The 17,402-nt window shown below is 41.0% G+C and carries 13 protein-coding genes and 2 pseudogenes; all 15 read right to left on the reverse strand.

Features of this window, described 5'->3' with window-relative positions:
• Positions 1-10: 10 nt before the first annotated feature.
• Positions 11-868: a carbon-nitrogen hydrolase family protein gene (locus ACO1D1_RS14235; RefSeq protein WP_149869085.1), complete on the reverse strand. Its 858-nt coding sequence runs from the start codon at positions 866-868 to the stop codon at positions 11-13.
• A 131-nt stretch (positions 869-999) separates the two neighbouring features.
• Complete coding sequence (gene argH, locus ACO1D1_RS14240) at positions 1,000-2,370, reverse strand: argininosuccinate lyase (RefSeq protein WP_149869084.1); 1,371 nt, start codon at positions 2,368-2,370, stop codon at positions 1,000-1,002.
• 63 nt (positions 2,371-2,433) lie between these two features.
• Positions 2,434-3,645 carry an argininosuccinate synthase gene (locus ACO1D1_RS14245; RefSeq protein WP_149869083.1) on the reverse strand — a complete coding sequence of 404 codons (1,212 nt, stop codon included), beginning with the start codon at positions 3,643-3,645 and terminating at the stop codon, positions 2,434-2,436.
• Positions 3,646-3,728: 83 nt separating this feature from the next.
• On the reverse strand, positions 3,729-4,697 hold the full coding sequence (gene argF, locus ACO1D1_RS14250) for an ornithine carbamoyltransferase (RefSeq protein WP_149869082.1): 969 nt from the start codon (positions 4,695-4,697) through the stop codon (positions 3,729-3,731).
• Positions 4,681-7,917 (reverse strand): carbamoyl-phosphate synthase (glutamine-hydrolyzing) large subunit, encoded by a 3,237-nt coding sequence (gene carB / locus ACO1D1_RS14255; protein WP_423336285.1) that lies wholly within the window; start codon positions 7,915-7,917, stop codon positions 4,681-4,683. Before carB ends, argF begins: the two co-directional genes overlap by 17 nt.
• On the reverse strand, positions 7,904-8,980 hold the full coding sequence (locus ACO1D1_RS14260; protein ID WP_149872622.1) for a carbamoyl phosphate synthase small subunit: 1,077 nt from the start codon (positions 8,978-8,980) through the stop codon (positions 7,904-7,906). Before ACO1D1_RS14260 ends, carB begins: the two co-directional genes overlap by 14 nt.
• Before the next feature lie 6 nt (positions 8,981-8,986).
• Positions 8,987-10,186, reverse strand: coding sequence for an acetylornithine transaminase (locus ACO1D1_RS14265; RefSeq protein ID WP_149869080.1), 1,200 nt, complete (start codon positions 10,184-10,186; stop codon positions 8,987-8,989).
• The gene (argB, locus tag ACO1D1_RS14270) at positions 10,186-10,983 is read right to left on the reverse strand and encodes an acetylglutamate kinase (RefSeq protein WP_149869079.1); all 798 of its coding nucleotides are present in this window, start codon (positions 10,981-10,983) and stop codon (positions 10,186-10,188) included. Before argB ends, ACO1D1_RS14265 begins: the two co-directional genes overlap by 1 nt.
• A gap of 12 nt (positions 10,984-10,995) precedes the next feature.
• Positions 10,996-12,225, reverse strand: a complete 1,230-nt coding sequence (gene argJ, locus ACO1D1_RS14275; protein ID WP_149869078.1) for a bifunctional glutamate N-acetyltransferase/amino-acid acetyltransferase ArgJ — start codon at positions 12,223-12,225, stop codon at positions 10,996-10,998.
• A 49-nt stretch (positions 12,226-12,274) separates the two neighbouring features.
• Positions 12,275-13,312: pseudogene (gene argC, locus ACO1D1_RS14280) on the reverse strand (N-acetyl-gamma-glutamyl-phosphate reductase).
• Positions 13,313-13,566: 254 nt separating this feature from the next.
• The gene (aroD, locus tag ACO1D1_RS14285) at positions 13,567-14,331 is read right to left on the reverse strand and encodes a type I 3-dehydroquinate dehydratase (RefSeq protein ID WP_149869076.1); all 765 of its coding nucleotides are present in this window, start codon (positions 14,329-14,331) and stop codon (positions 13,567-13,569) included.
• Between the two features lie 2 nt (positions 14,332-14,333).
• Positions 14,334-14,858, reverse strand: a complete 525-nt coding sequence (locus ACO1D1_RS14290) for a shikimate kinase (RefSeq protein WP_263315295.1) — start codon at positions 14,856-14,858, stop codon at positions 14,334-14,336.
• Between the two features lie 183 nt (positions 14,859-15,041).
• Positions 15,042-15,941: a nickel transporter permease gene (nikC, locus tag ACO1D1_RS14295; protein ID WP_149869075.1), complete on the reverse strand. Its 900-nt coding sequence runs from the start codon at positions 15,939-15,941 to the stop codon at positions 15,042-15,044.
• Between the two features lie 13 nt (positions 15,942-15,954).
• Positions 15,955-16,962, reverse strand: a complete 1,008-nt coding sequence (locus tag ACO1D1_RS14300; protein WP_423336286.1) for an ABC transporter permease — start codon at positions 16,960-16,962, stop codon at positions 15,955-15,957.
• Positions 16,963-17,044: 82 nt separating this feature from the next.
• Positions 17,045-17,402, reverse strand: a pseudogene (locus tag ACO1D1_RS14305) (hypothetical protein); the annotation flags it as partial.

Genomic DNA, 17,402 nt, shown 5'->3' on the forward strand with positions numbered 1-17,402 from the left:
TCCACATCCTTTATGACCAATCTGTATAAAGGTCTGTTCTGCGATCACGCCAGGTTGTGACCGAACCATGTTCCCGAACTTTATATAAAAGTTCTAAATCTAAATCTGCAGTTACGACCATGTCATTATTCAGTTCCCCTTCAACCAATAAGCCTTTAGGCGGGAATGGAATATCATTTGGAGTGATGATTGCAGCCTGGCCAAAATTAGCGCGCATAAAATCAACCGTCGGCAGCGAGCCGACAGTTCCGGTTAGGACCACATATACCTGGTTCTCCACCGCTCGGGCATGGCTGGTATATCTAACACGGTGGAAGCCATGGCGGTCATCTGTGCATGATGGACAGAATATAACATCCGCACCCTTAGCCTTTGCCATGCGGACAATCTCAGGGAACTCGATATCATAACAGGTAAGCAGCGCAATCTTTCCTTTATCCGTATCAAAAATCTGAAACGAATCGCCCTGTGCCATATTCCATTCATTTACCTCTGTTGGGGTAATATGCAGCTTAGCCTGCTCACCGATTCGACCGTCCGGATAAAATAAATGGGCGGTATTATAGAGCTTTTCGTTCTTTTTTAGGACGTGTGTACCCGCAATAATATGCATGTTGGTCTGTTTTGCAAAATTAGAAAATAGTTCACGGTACTGTTCAGTAAAGTTTGGCAAGTCGTTAATCGTGAGGCTCTGACCCTGGCCATTGCCGATGGATAAGAGCTGAGTGGTAAAGAACTCTGGGAAGAGGACAAATTCTGCCCCAAATTCTTCAGCCGTTTTAATATAATGCTCGCACTGTTTTGCGAATTCCTCAAAGTTTTGAATCGTATGCAGGTGGTACTGCACCACAGATACTCTTAGTTTCATTATTCTCCTCCAATTAGTTTCTTTTAAGGGAATTATCTAATATTTTAGTATTTTATTCAAACTTTTGGTACCCCTATTACACTGGAACACAAATATAGCCCGCTAAATAGCGGGCATTTACCATGGATTTTTTAAAGTTTCCCTTCTGCAAGCTCAATTTGTTTCAAGACTTGTTCGGGCGCTGTTCCGCCAAAGCTGTTTCTTACTGCAACTACATGTTCAGGAGCCAATACCTGATAAATATCTTTTTCAAATAATGGACTGAACTCTTGGTATTCTTCGAAACTTAAATCTAGCAAATACTTGTCAGATTGGATGGCATACAAAACAATTTTTCCAATTACCTCATGGGCTTCACGGAACGGCAAGCCTTTACGTACCAAATAATCCGCAATATCTGTGGCATTGGAAAAATCATTGTTGATTGCCTTACGCATCACATCTTTTTTGACGGTCATCGTTTCAATCATTGGGGCCAACAGTTTTAATGAACCTTCAAGCGTTTCTACTGTATCAAACATGCCCTCTTTATCTTCTTGCAAATCCTTGTTGTAAGCGAGCGGCAGGCCTTTTAAAACAGTCAATAACCCAATCAAATTGCCATACGCACGGCCGGTTTTTCCTCTAAGCAGTTCCGGAACATCCGGGTTTTTCTTTTGCGGCATAATACTTGAGCCTGTACAGAAAGAATCATCCAGCTCGACAAACTGAAATTCCTGGCTTGACCAAATAACCAACTCCTCAGAAAGTCTGGAAATGTGCGTCATAATGATAGAACCAATCGATAAAAATTCAAGAATAAAATCACGATCGCTGACAGCATCCATACTGTTCGGGTACACCGTTTCAAATCCAAGCAGCTCGGCTACACGCTCACGGTTAATAGGAAAAGTCGTTCCTGCCAAGGCTCCGGAACCTAGTGGAAGCCAATTTATCCGTTTCAGAGAGTCTATTAATCTTTCTTTATCACGTTCAAACATCCAAAAATATGCCATGACATGATGGGCAAAGGAAACCGGCTGAGCACGCTGCAGGTGGGTATACCCGGGAATTAACGTTTGAACATTCTCCTTAGCCTGCCCAATCAATGCCTGCTGGACATCTTCAAGCAACGTAATTAATTCGGTTGTTTTTGTCCGTAAATAAAGATGCATGTCGGTTGCGACTTGATCATTACGGCTGCGCCCTGTATGAAGCTTACCGCCGACAGAACCGATTTTTTCAATCAATAGTTTTTCGATATTCATATGAATATCTTCATCTTCTACTAAAAACTCAACTTTGTTTTCATCTACCAACTTTTTAATAGAAAGAAGACCGTCCTTAATTTTGTCCGCATCCTCCATCGGAATAATGCCACATTCCCCCAGCATTTGTACGTGTGCCAGACTGCCGGCGATATCTTCTTTTGCCAATTTTTGATCAAAATGAATGGATGCAGTGAATTCTTCCACCAATTTGTTCGTTTCCTTTGTAAAACGTCCACCCCATAGCTTAGACATTAGTGCTCCCCCTTAACTTAGAAAGAAGACAACCCCCGAACTAGGATTCGAGGGCAATCCGGTTTATTTTAAAATGGTTTCCTTTTTATTAACCTCTGAAAATACTTTCGTTGGTAATCCCCATAGTTTAATAAATCCAACTGCTGCATTATGGTCAAAAGCGTCACCTTTTGCATAGGTTGCCAATTCCTCATTATACAGGCTATACGGCGATTTACGGCCAACAACCGTATGATTTCCTTTATGGAGCTTGACGCGGATTGTACCTGATACAGTTTTTTGTGTTTCATCAATAAAGGCATCAAGCGCAGGCTTAATCGGTGAATACCAGAGACCTTCATAGATAATCTTTGCCATCTGCTGTTCAACCTGTGTTTTGAATTGAGTAACCTCACGAGTCAGAGTTAGGAACTCTAATTCTTTATGGGCATTGATTAAGATTAACGCTGCTGGATTTTCGTATACTTCACGAGATTTAATTCCTACTAATCTATTCTCAATGTGGTCAATACGGCCAACACCGTGCTTGCCTCCAAGCTCATTTAAGGTTTCAATTAGTTGAACTAAGGGAAGTTTCTCGCCATTTAGGGCAACCGGAACACCTTGCTCGAATTCAATTTCCACATATTCTGCCGCGTCTGGTGTTAATTCAATTGGATTTGTCCAATCGTACGCTGCTTCTGGAGCCTCTGCCCATGGATCTTCAAGCACTCCAGCCTCACATGCACGTCCCCAAATATTTGCATCAATCGAAAATGGATTGTCTAAATCAACAGGGATTGGAATTCCGTTTTCTTCGGCATAGGCGATTTCTTCATCACGTGTCATGCCCCATTCACGAACCGGCGCAACCACTTTTAAGCTTGGATTAAGTGCTTGGATCGATACTTCAAAGCGGACTTGATCATTCCCTTTTCCTGTACAGCCGTGAGCAACAGCTGTTGCACCTTCTTTTTCGGCAACCTCAACAAGTAATTTTGAAATCAACGGTCTAGAAAGGGCAGAAGAAAGCGGGTATTTCCCTTCATATAAACAATTAGCTTTCAAAGCAGGAAGAATATATTCCTTCGCTAACAATTCCTTCGCATCAACGATATAGGCTTTAACGGCGCCAACATTCAATGCCTTGGTTTTGATCGCCTCTAGATCCTTACCTTCTCCAACATCAAGACCTAAAGCAATAACATCATAACCATATTTTTCTTGAATCCATTTAACCGATACAGATGTATCTAAACCTCCTGAGTATGCTAAAACAATTTTTTCTTTCGTCATTTTCTATTCTCCTTGCATTCATTTTGAATTTTTATTCAATCGATAGAATTATTATACAATTAATATTATAAAAAATGAACCTATTATGCAAGTAAAAGTTTTAAAATTGCTTTTTGTGCATGCAGACGGTTCTCTGCTTCATCAAAAACGACTGAATGGCAGCCGTCAATAATTTCCGCAGTCACCTCTTCACCTCTGTGAGCCGGTAAACAATGTAAGAAAATGAAATCCTTTTTCGCATGCTTACACAATTCCTCATTAACTTGGAAACCTTGAAATGCCTCTAATCTTAAAGCAGTTTCTTCTTCCTGCCCCATACTGGTCCAAACATCTGTAACGATGACATCGGCATCTTTGATTGCTTTTAGCGGATCATTCGTAACTGTTACTGTACTTCCAGTTATCTTTCCGTCCTGGATGGCGTTTTCAGTTATTTTTCCATTAGGCAAATATCCTGCCGGGCTGGCGATGCTTATGTTCATCCCTACTTTAACAGCACCCTCCATTAAAGAATGGGCCATATTGTTATTCCCATCGCCAATATAACACAGCTTTAGGCCAGCTAATTTCCCTTTATGCTCTAAGATGGTCAGCAAATCAGCCAGTACCTGGACAGGGTGCTGCAGGTCCGTTAACCCGTTTATAACCGGAACTGTTGCATGCTCTGCTAGCTCTTCTACTGATTCATGTGAAAAAGTTCGAATCATGATCCCGTCTACATAGCGCGATAGCACTTTTGCTGTATCGGAAATACTTTCACCTCTTCCAAGCTGGATGTCTTTCGAGCTTAGGAAAATGGCATGCCCCCCAAGCTGTAACATGCCAACCTCAAATGATACTCGCGTGCGGGTGGAGGATTTTTCAAAGATCATTCCTAATACTTTACCGCTTAAATGCGGCTGAGGAGTCCCTTGCTTTTGCAGTACTTTTAACTCCTGAGCCACATCCAGCATATAAAGAATCTCATCTGTGCTGAAATCTGACAACTGTAAAAAGTCTTTTCCCTTTAATTGTATTTCCTTCTTTTCAATCAATTTATAGGCTTCTAACATGTTCAGCACCCCTTTTTTCAATATGATAATACTCACGGACTGTACGAACTTCATTTTCCGACATGAATTGGCTTTGTAAGCCGATCATTGCTTCAATTGTATCCAGATGTGTAAACACAGGGATCTTGTAACGAACGGCATGCTCACGAATGTGGAAACCAAATTTTTGTTTTTGTCGTCCTTGGTTCGGTATATTAATGACAGCCTTAACCCGCTCGTTTCGGAATAGTCCATTTACATCATTTTCGTCCTTCACTATACGTTCAACTGATATACCATTTTTTTCAAAAAACAATGCTGTTCCTTCTGTCGCAGCAATCTTGTAATTTAGATCACTAAGTTCTTTCACTAGCGAAAGACTTTCCGGTTTTTCCCGATCCGAAATGGAACAGAAGAGGGTATTTGCTTCCGTTTTGCCTCCAATAACAGGAAACGCTTTTTCAAGAGCAGCTTGGAACGTGACGCCTAATCCAAGTGCTTCGCCAGTTGATTTCATTTCCGGCCCGAGAACATGGTCCACACCCTTAAGCTTACTTGATGAGAATATTGGGGCTTTTACAGAATAATACCCAGGTTCAGGAAGCAACTCTTGCACGTTAGACAAGTCGGATAACTTCTCTCCTAATTGAACACTGACAGCCCATTCAATCATTGGAATTCCTGTTACTTTACTGATGATTGGCACAGTTCTTGACGAGCGTGGATTTACCTCAAGCACGTAAACCTCGTCATCATAAATGACATATTGAATATTCATCATGCCGATTACCGGCGCTGATTTCGCCATTTTTTCTGCGTAATGAATAATGGTTTCTTTTGTTTTTGCAGACATCGAGATCGGCGGGAACACGGAAATACTGTCACCGGAGTGAACGCCAGCCTTTTCTATATGTTCAAAAATTCCCGGAACAACTATTTTGTCCCCATCGCTGATCACATCTATCTCACATTCAAGCCCCGGCAAAAATTTATCGACTAATAGCGGCCACATCTCTGCATGGGAATTATTCTCTAACTGGATAATATACTGATTGAGTTCCTCTTCTGAAAAAATCGTAAACATGGCTTGACCGCCAATAACGTACGATGGACGAACGAGCACCGGGTATCCAAGCCTGGCGGCAGCTTCTATTAGTTCTTCAGGCTGTGAGACTGTTTTCCCTTCAATATGCGGGATATTTAAGTCCTCAAGCAGTTGGTAAAATTCTTTTCGGTCTTCTAGCAAATTAATATTTTCAACTGTCGTCCCTAAAATATTGACGCCCTCTTCTTCTAACGCGTGTGCCAAATTGATCGCTGTTTGCCCGCCGAACTGAATCAATACACCCTCGACTTTTTCTTTCGCAATCACATGCAGAACATCTTCTGCTGCAAGCGGTTCGAAATAAAGGCTGTCGGCAATGGAATAGTCGGTACTAACAGTCTCAGGGTTGTTATTAATGACCACTGCCTCATAGCCTTTTTTCTTAATGGCTTTGGCAGCATGTACAGAGCAGTAATCAAATTCAATTCCCTGGCCAATTCGAATCGGACCCGACCCAATGACCAGAATCTTTTTCTTGTCCGTTGGCTCTACCTCATCAAATCCGTGCCATGTTGAGTAGTAGTAGGGTGTTACAGCATCAAATTCTGCCGAGCAAGTATCAACCATCTTATAGCCCGGTTTCCAGTTAAGTTCTTTCCACTTATCGCGGATTTGTTTTTCCGGAATAGAAAAAATTTGCGATAGCAGCTTATCTGCAACGTTATTTCGTTTTGCTTCTTTCAGCAGCGCTGTTGGAACATTGCTCCATTCATAGTTGGCAAGCTTTTTTTCTAACGTCACGATTGAGCTAATTTTGTGTAAAAACCAAAAGTCAATTTCGGTTAATTGCTGCACTTTTTCAAGCGAGATTCCTCTTCGGAAAGCTTCTGCAATAAAAAATAAACGTTGGTCATTGGCCTTTTCAAGCAGTTCAAAAAGAACTTCTTCACTTAATGTGTGATTGGATTTGCGGCAAAGTCCATATACATTCATTTCCATTGACCGAATGGCTTTGTTTAAAGCCCCTTCAAACGTCCGGTCAATTGCCATGACCTCACCTGTTGCTTTCATTTGTGTCCCAAGTGATCTATCTGCTTCAGGGAACTTATCAAACGGGAATCGAGGGAGTTTTACCACAATATAATCAATCGCCGGCTCAAACGAAGCAAAGGTGTTACCTGTGATTGGATTGACAATTTCATCGAGGTGATATCCAATCGCACACTTCGCCGCCATACGAGCTATCGGATAACCGGTTGCTTTTGAAGCAAGTGCGGACGAACGGCTGACCCTTGGATTTACTTCGATGATGTAATATTGATTGGATTCCGGATGGAGTGCAAACTGGATATTACAGCCACCGATAATCTTTAGTTCTCTGATTACTTTTATTGAAACGTCACGAAGCATTTGATATTGGACATCTGTTAATGTCTGCGATGGAGCAACAACAATGGAGTCGCCTGTATGCACACCAACTGGATCCATGTTTTCCATATTGCAGACAATGATGCATGTATCATTAGCGTCTCTCATGACCTCATATTCAATTTCCTTCCAGCCTTTGATACTTTTTTCAACTAATACTTGATGGATGGGGCTTGCTGCTAAGCCTTTCTTTAGGACGTTTTCAAGCTCCTCGCCGTTATTGGCAAAGCCGCCTCCTTCTCCACCAAGGGTATAGGCTGGGCGTATGATTACTGGAAAACCAATTTCTTTAACGAAAGCTTCCCCTTCCGCGATGCTGTGAATAATAGCAGATTCCGGAATCGGTTCGCCAATTTCGAGCATCAGGTTACGGAACTTTTCTCGGTCTTCCCCGTTTTTGATTGATTCAACAGAGGTGCCAAGAAGTTCAACATTATATTTTTCTAGTATATTTTGTTCATACAACTCTACAGTTAAATTCAGGCCTGTTTGGCCGCCTAGGGTGCCAATGACCCCATCGGGCTTTTCTTTTTGAATAATTTTTTCAATTGTTTCAACGTTTAATGGTTCGATATATACTTTGTCAGCTGTTGTCTCATCTGTCATGATCGTTGCCGGGTTATTATTAATTAAAACGACTTCAATCCCCTCTTCTTTGAGGGCAATACACGCCTGTGTTCCGGCATAATCAAATTCTGCTGCCTGGCCAATCACGATCGGACCAGAACCAATGACAAGTACTTTTTTTAGTTTTTTATTTAGCGGCATAGACTGTCTCTCCCACTGATGCTATCTGTTTTACGAAATCTTGCAAAATATATTCGGTATCGCTTGGCCCTGGATGGGCTTCCGGATGAAATTGAACGGTTTGAATGGGATAGGTTTGATGTGTTAATCCCTCTATCGATTTGTCATTGACATTGCGGTATGTGACGTAAAAGATGTTTTCATCAATACTTTCGTCAACGACCACATAGCTGTGATTTTGCGCTGTAATTTTCACCTTTCCAGTATTAAGTTCCTTAACGGGATGATTTCCGCCGCGGTGCCCGTAAGCAAGTTTCGTGGTTTTCGCCCCATATGCTAAAGCAATTAACTGATGACCAAGGCAGATTCCTAGCGTTGGGTAGGCCTGGGTGATTTTTTTGATGTTCGGGAACCACTGTTTTAGTTCCATTGGATCACCAGGTCCGTTGCTTAGCAGGACACCATCTGGATTCAACGCTTTTATTTTCTCAAACGGAGTGTTGTAGGGCACAAGTGTGACCGCACAATTTTCTTCTAATAGCGCATTTAAAATAGACTTTTTGTGGCCAAAATCAATTAAGACCACATGCGGTCCATTGTTTTTGAAAAAATGAATCTTCTCCGTTGACACTTTTTCAACCCAAAATGGCTGCTTTTCTGATTTTGGCAAGTTTGAAGTCTTTTTATGGCTTAGATATCCTTTAACAGTACCGCGGCTGCGGATTGTTTTGACAAGAAGTCTCGTATCGACTCCTGCAATTCCGGTAACTCCCGCCTGTTTTAGTTTTTCTGAGAATGGTTCAATCGATTGATAATGGCTGGGTGTTTCACATAAGTCGCCAATAACAACTCCTGATAAGGCAGGTGTAATGCTTTCATCATCATTCGCATTAATTCCATAGTTTCCGATGATGGGATAACAGAAAGTTATGATTTGACCAGCGTACGAAGGATCGGTGATAATTTCTTGGTATCCGGTCATGCTCGTGTTAAAAACGACTTCCCCAAGAGTATCCTTTTCTGCACCGATAAGGACTCCTTCAAATACTTCTCCTGTTTCCAAAGTAAGATATCCTTGTTCCAAGTTCAATCACACGCCTTTCTCTGTACTTCGGAATACATTTTCCAATATATTTACAAACTCGTTAATCTCTTCTTTTGTTACCGTTAACGGTGGTAATACCCGTAAAACATTCGGACCCGCTGTTAAAATAAGTAGGTTATTTTTGATTGCCTTTTGGACTATTTCTCCGGCATTACCCTCGACAACCAATCCTTTTAATAGTCCTTTGCCACGGATTTCTTTTATTAGTGAGTACTTTTCCTTGAAACCTTGAAGTTGAAGGTCGAGGTACGCCGACATTTCATTTACCGATTCTAATAATTTACTAGTAAGGATATAGGTAACAGTAGCAACCCCTGCTGCTGTAGCTAATGGATTTCCGCCAAATGTACTGCCGTGGCTGCCTGGTTCAAAGCCTTTGGCTGCTTCTTCCTTGGCAATAATCGCGCCGATTGGAAATCCTGAGCCAAGACCTTTGGCAATGCTGATGACATCCGGTTCAATGCCGTATTGCTCGTAGGCAAAAAGGGTGCCCGTTCTGCCGATGCCTGTTTGAATTTCATCGACCATGAGCAAGATATTGTTCTCTTTACACATTTGGGCAAGTTTTTTTACCCATTCCGGATTTGCAGGAATAACTCCGCCTTCGCCTTGGACTAGCTCCAGTAGTACCGCTGCTGGTTTGATTTTCGAAAGTTTATCAAGTGCTTCGCTGTCGTTGAACGGCAGGTAGCTAAACCCCGGCATGAGTGGTGAAAATCCCTGTTGGATTTTTTCTTGGCCGGTTGCCGTTAAGGTGGCTAAGGTTCTGCCATGAAATGATTGCTGGAAGGTGACGACTTCCGCTGAACCGCTGCCCTTAACCTTGTTGGCATATCTTCTTGCTAACTTGATGGCCGCTTCGTTTGCTTCTGCCCCACTATTGCAGAAGAAAACTTGATCACCGCAGCTATTAGCAGTAAGTAAGCCTGCCAACTGCTCTTGGTTCGGAATGTTGTAGAGATTTGAGCAGTGCCATAAATTCTGCAATTGCTCTTCGAGTTTTTCTTTTACCGAGTCGGGAACATGGCCAAGGTTACAGGTGGCGATCCCCGAAGTAAAATCTAAATATTGGTTTCCTTGGTCATCCCAAACATAACTTCCTTTTCCTTTTGTAAGGGTAATCGGGAAGCGGGCGTACGTTGCCATTACTGGTGAGATTTGAGAGACAGATGTATTCGTCGCCATTATGCAATCACCTCTTCTAAGACTATTTTTGTTCCGACTTTTTTACCGTTTGTATAATCTAGTAAGCTATTTTTCTCAAAACCGTTGATGATTCCTACTTCTGGTATATTATGTACAAGACCGTCAATTGCAGCTTTTACCTTTGGAATCATACCGCCGTATATCGTTTGATTATCAATCATTTCTTCAATAATTTGTTTTGATACTTTATCAACTTTGGTTTTCACACCATCTTTTTCGACTAAAATCCCTGGAATATCACTGATAAAGCATAGGTTCGCTCCTAGAGCTTTGGCAATGGCAGATGCGGCGATGTCACCGTTAATGTTGTAACGCTGGCCGCTTGCATCGATTCCAACTGGGGAGATGACAGGAATATATCCTTGATTGACAATACCTTCTATGACGCTGTGATTTACTTCCACAACGTCTCCGACAAAACCTAGTGTTTTGGCATTTTCCGTGGGTATTGCCTTAAGAAGGCCGCCATCGACACCACTAATGCCAACGGCGTTTCCTCCGACCTCAACAATATTTCGGACAACTTGCTTATTTACAGATCCACTTAAGACCATTTCCACTACATCTAAAACTTTATGGTCCGTTACTCTGAGACCATTCACGAATTTGGTTTCAACGTTTAGGCTTTTTAACAGTGAGGTGATAAGCGGTCCGCCGCCATGTACTATAATAGGCGTCCACTCTTCAGATTGGTGCATTTTAACCACATCTTCGAAAAATGACCTTGGCAGATTATCTAACACACTACCACCACACTTAATGACTAAATATTTCATTCCAGTTCCCCCTTAAGTGCGGTAGGATGCGTTGATTTTCACGTAGTCATACGTTAAATCACATCCCCAGGCAGTTGCACTGTAATCACCTTGGTTTAATTTAACAATCAATTTGACATTTTCTGATTCTAAGTATTCCTTTACTTCTTCTTCAACAAATTGACTTGGCAGACCGTTTTCGAATACAGTGAAAGGCCCAATTGAAACCTTTATTGCATTTGGTTTTACTGGTACACCGCTGTAGCCAATTGCCGTAACGATTCTTCCCCAGTTTGGATCCGTACCATAAATAGCTGTTTTTACAAGATTAGAAGAAATGATTGATTTTCCAACTGCTCTTGCTGCATCCAGACTATATGCCCCGTCAACTTGCACTTCAACTAGCTTTGTTGCTCCTTCGCCATCGCGGGCAATTTTTTTAGCAAGTGATTCACAAACAATTTGTAAGCCTTGTTTAAAAATATCCCATTCAGGATGTTCTTTTGTCAGTTGGTTATTCTCAGCTAGGCCGTTTGCCATTACTAACACCATGTCGTTCGTGCTGGTATCACCATCAACGGTTATCATATTGAATGTTGTGTTTGTAACTTCTCTTAATGCATTTAGAAGATCCTCATGGGCAACATCTGCATCTGTTGTGACGAAACCAAGCATTGTTGCCATGTTCGGATGAATCATTCCAGACCCCTTGGATGTACCGCCAATGCTCACCTTTTTTCCGTCAATAGCAAACTGTACGGCAATTTCCTTTTTACATGTATCTGTTGTTAAGATTGCTTGTTTAAAGTTTTCTTCGTTTTCATATTCATTCTGCAGTATTTGCTTAATGCCCGTTTTAATTTTATCCATTGGTAAAAGTTCACCGATTACCCCTGTTGATGTAACGGCAACTAAATGTTCTTGAATTCCTAGTTCATTAGCGAATTCCTTTTGCATTTCAAGTGCATCAGCGATTCCTTGCTCGCCAGTGCAGGCATTTGCGTTACCTGAATTAACGAGTATCGCTTGTGTTTTATTTTCTATTGCAATACTTTCTTGGGTAACTGTAAGTGGAGCTGCCTGAAATAAATTAGTTGTATATACCCCCGCAACAGTTGCTGGTACTTTGGAAACAATATACCCTAAATCAAGTCTTTTTCTTTTTATTCCACAATGCATACCGCCAGCTTTATAGCCTTTAGGCAGAGTAACACTTTCTTTCTCTAGGATAGTGATTTCATTTGTTGATATTGCCTGTGTCATTTTTTTTCCCCCTTTAAATTCCTCTGTTTGACTATAAAACTAGTACTCTTTATGGGTACATTGGGATAAATTCAAGTCCTGCCTGTTCATCCCAGCCGTTCATTATATTTGCATTTTGAATCGCCTGGCCAGCCGCACCTTTTACTAAATTGTCGATGACGGAAATGATCGTTAATCAATTGGTTCTTGGATCAACATGTAGGCCGATATCGCAATAGTTTGAGCCAATAACTTCTTTTGTCGCCGGTACATTTCCTTCCGGCCTAACTCTAACAAATCGTTTATTTTTATAAAACTCACTGTATATTTGGTGAATCTCATTAGTAGAAAGATTTTCTTTTAAATTTACATATATCGTGCACATGATTCCCCGTGTCATAGGTACCAAGTGTGTCGAGAAAGTGACAGTAATTGGATTGCCTGTTTCATCCTGAAGCACTTGTTCAATTTCTGGAATATGCTGGTGGGCACCCAATTTGTACGCTCTAAGATTCTCATTGATTTCCGCATAATGTGCTGTTAAAGAAAGTCCTCTTCCTGCTCCCGATACTCCTGATTTTGCATCGATGATGATTGTTTTTTCATCAGCCAATTCAGTTTTAAGAATCGGTAAAAGTCCAAGTGTCGTCGCAGTCGGATAGCATCCGGGATTGGCAATTATGTTAGCAGTCTTTATTTTTTCCGTGTATATTTCGCTTAAACCATAGGTTGCCTGTTTAAGATATTCCTCATCTGCTGGTATATGTTTATACCACTTTTCGTAGTCTTCCGAAGATTCCAAACGGAAATCACCCGATAAATCAATACATTTAATGCCATTTTCTATAAGGGATGGGACAAGTTTGGAACTCACACCAGAGGGTGTTGCTAAAAACACTATGTCATTTGTTTCCGAAATTTTTTTTGCATCAAAAGTTTCAAGTGTCTGTTCTACTATGTTTGTAAGATGTGGATATATATCGCTAAAATTAGTTCCCGATTGGGAATTGGAAATAACGGTACCAATCTCTAAATATGGATGTTTATTAATTAGCCGAATAAGTTCAATTGAGCCATAACCAGTACCACCAATAATACAAGCTTTCAAATATTTTCAACTCCCGCGTTCCTTTTATAATGAATTATTATACATACGTATATATAATTATGCAACGGTAAAACAACTTAAATTTTCAGTTTTTATAAATAAATTAATAATTTATTTATGCAAACGCTTACATTAATTACAGAAAAAATTATGCATTTTTTATTCATTTTTACAAATAAAAGAAGGAACACATCAATGTCCCTTCAAATTCCATAGCATTAAAAATTCTTTAACTAAGGGTAGTACTTTTTTGTTTATAAATTTGAATGTAAAAGGTTTATTACCTTCCGTAAATCGGCTACGTCTATTTGACCAGGTGCAGATGCTTTCTTTGCCGCCCCAAAGGTCAGTGCTGAACCAAATATTTCGCCGGCTAGGCGGCTGATGACTCCCGTGCCTGCCATGGACATGGTAATAATGGGTCTATCGGCGTATTGTTCGTTCATAGTGTTGGTTGCATCTAAGAGTGTCAGTACGTCAGCCGCACTTGTTGGCATTACAGCGATTTTCGGTAAATCTCCTTTTAATTCCTGTGCTTTACGTAAGCGAGAAACAATTTCCTCTTTTGATGGTGTCTTATGAAAATCATGGTTAGAGATAATAACAAAGACCTTGTGTGCATGCGCCGTTTCAATTACTGTTTTGATATCATTTTCCTCATTAAACAACTCAACATCAATGATATCCACCAAGCCAGTTTTTGCAATGGCCTTGTTTAATTCAAAATAGTAAGAAGCGCTGATTGCCTTTTCGCCGCCTTCTTTTGCACTTCTAAACGTAAAAACTATTGGAGTTTCCAAAAGAATGCCACGGATTTCTGTCAATGCTTCCTTCACTTTCTCAATTTGTTCCACATGTTCAAAAAAATCAACACGCCATTCAACAAGATCTAAATCCAAGTTTTTTAAATACGCTGCTTCATCTTTTAATTGCACAAGATTTTTCCCAACCATAGGGACACAGATTTTCGGTGCACCTTCACCAATTGTCAGCCCTTTAACGGTTACTGTTTTTTTCATCATCACACCTTCTCGATTAAAGCATTTATTATTAAATCGGCAACTTCTTCTGCGTCCTTGTTATCGGTATCCACCTTTAAATGATGATTCACATAAAATTCCTGTCTTTTATAAAAAAGCTCTTCCATTTCGGCAAATGACTTTCCTTGCAAAACCGGGCGGCTGTCAATGATTAGGTTGATCCGTTCTTGCCAATTTTCAAAAGATAAATCTAGGAAAATAACAAAACTAGAAGACATACAAACCTTTTTGATGTCTTCTTGCAAAAAGGCACCGCCGCCTAAAGATAAAACCTTGCCTTTCTGTTCGCATAGACTGGTAATGACACTTTTCTCTTTTTCACGAAAGGCCTTTTCACCAATTTCGGCAAAAATTTCTGATACCTTCATTTTATATTCCTTTTCAATTTCTTCATCTACATCAATGAAATCACGGCCCATTTTTTGAGCTACCAGCTTGCCGATTGTTGTTTTCCCGACACCCATGAATCCTATAAATACAATGCTTTTTTCTCTATCATTATTCAACCTTTTTCAATCCCCCTAAAGGATAATTCCTAGAAATTTCAGTATATTTAATTGGAATTATTATAGCCCTAAATTCTATTTAAAAACAACCATTAGTTAAAGTTGCTATAGTAGGGTATTCCTAAATAAGTGTAGGATAATTATTCTATAAACACAAAAAACTAGGCAGTGAAAGATCACCTCCTAGTTTTTCATTTTCGGATCAAGGACATCCCGTAATCCATCACCCATTAAGTTAAATCCAAGCACCGTCAGCATGATCGCCATCCCTGGAAAAAATAGAGTCCATGGTGCGTTTGTAATGTAATTTTTAGAGTCGGCCAGCATTTTCCCCCATTCCGGTGTTGGGGGCTGGGCACCTAATCCGAGGAACCCTAGGGCAGCTGCTTCGATGATTGCTGTCGCAATCGCCAATGTAGCCTGAACAATTACCGGCGAAATGCTGTTAGGTAAAATATGTCTTAAGAGTATTCTTGTATCTTTCATTCCGACGGCTCGGGCCGCCATGATATATTCCTCTTGTTTCACACTCAACACCTTTGATCTGACGAGCCGGCCAAAATTAGGAATGTTGATTACAGCAATTGCAATTAGAGCATTTTTCAGTGATGGTCCAAGGATTGCAACAACGGCAATCGCTAACAGGATGCTTGGAAAGGCCAGCATGACGTCAAAGATACGCGAGATGATCGCATCCACCCAGCGCCCATAGTATCCGGCGACAATTCCAAGCAACGTCCCAAAGATAACAGATCCTAATACCGAAAAAAATCCAACCCATAAAGATATCCGCGCCCCATAAATGACTCGTGAAAAAATATCGCGCCCGAAATCATCGGTGCCGAACCAATGCTTGCTTGATGGTGCCTGCATCCGGTCAGCCAATACCACCTCTTTAAAGCCATAAGGCGCGATCAACGGTGCGATGATGGCAATAATGATAAAAAAGAGGACAATACATAATCCTGCCAGTGCTAATCGATTTTTATAAAAGGATTGCCACGCCTCTCTCCATGGAGAAATCTGCTTGTCCTCGGTCAGTATCGGCGAGACATCTGCAGTGTTTTTTGCCAGTTCTGCCACACTAGATCCCTCCTTACTTAGAATATTTTATTCTTGGATCCACGAAGACATATAATAGATCCACAATTAGATTAATGAGGACAAAGATGGCTGCAATGATTAAGATACCGGACTGAATAACGGGATAATCACGATAGCCAATTGCATCGTAAAGATAACGGCCAATTCCTGGCCAGCTGAAGATGGTTTCTGTTAAAATGGCTCCACCCAATAAGAGGCCTGTTTGAAGACCAATAACTGTCAGCACGGGGATAATAGCATTTTTAAGCGAATGCTTGTACACAACCCAGAACATCCTAAGTCCTTTTGCCCTCGCGGTGCGAATATAATCAGATTTCATTACCTCAAGCATGGTTGCCCTTGTCATCCTTGCAATAATCGCCATCGGGATGGTGGCTAGGGCAATGCTTGGTAAAATAATATGCTTGATAACGGTTACAAATTGATCAAATCTGCCCTGAAGTAATGTATCAATCATATAAAGGTTGGTTATCGCCGTAATCGGATCCCTTACATCCTCTCTACCCGTGGTCGGCAGCCAGCCTAATTCAATCGAAAAAGCCCATTGTTCCATTAAGCCAAGCCAAAAAATCGGCATTGACACGCCGATTAGAGCGAGCACCATGGCGATATAATCAAACCATGAATTGGAAAACCATGCGCTGATGATCCCCGCGTTAACGCCAATAATGATGGCGATGATCATGGCTACTATGGTTAGTTCCAATGTGGCAGCTAAGTAAGGCCATATTTCTTGATTAATAGGCAGCCTGGTTTCGAGAGATACACCCAAATCACCCTGCAGCAGAGATTTTATATAATCGAAATACTGTATGTACCATGGCTTGTCCAATCCAAGTTGTGCTGTCAAATTAGCAATCGCTTCTTTCGTTGCCCTCTGTCCAAGAATGACTTGGGCCGGATTCCCGGGAATCGCATGAATAATGGCAAAAACAACAAGTGTCATCCCGATTAATACCGGAAATAACGCAAGAATTCGCCGAACGGTATACGTTAACATGACAATCACCTCTTTTTTATAAAAAAATTATTAACTTTAAGAAAAGGGGAGGCAATACAGTCCCTCCCCTTTTCTCCAAAGATTATTTAAATTCAACTTTGCTTAAGCATTCCGAACCGGTTGGATGCGGGATGTAATTTAGAACATCCTTTGATGCAGCCAATAGCGGTGTTGAGTGAACAAGCGGCACCCATGGAGCATCTTCATGGACGATTTCTTGTGCCTTCTTATAAAGCTCATTCCGCTTCGCCTGATCTGTTTCTGTCTGCGCCTCAATTAAGATGTCATGCAGTTCATCGTTACTATAGTAAGCATAGTGTCTGTTTGAAGTGGTGCACGAAAAACGCGAAAGCGTTTCACGATAAATGCGAAAACGCCTATCTAGGTTGTTGAATTTTGGGTTAAATATGGCTTCACCTACGAAGTAGATAAACATAACA

This window comes from Neobacillus sp. 19 (assembly GCF_049463095.1).
Classification (GTDB): Bacteria; Bacillota; Bacilli; order Bacillales; family Cytobacillaceae; genus Neobacillus.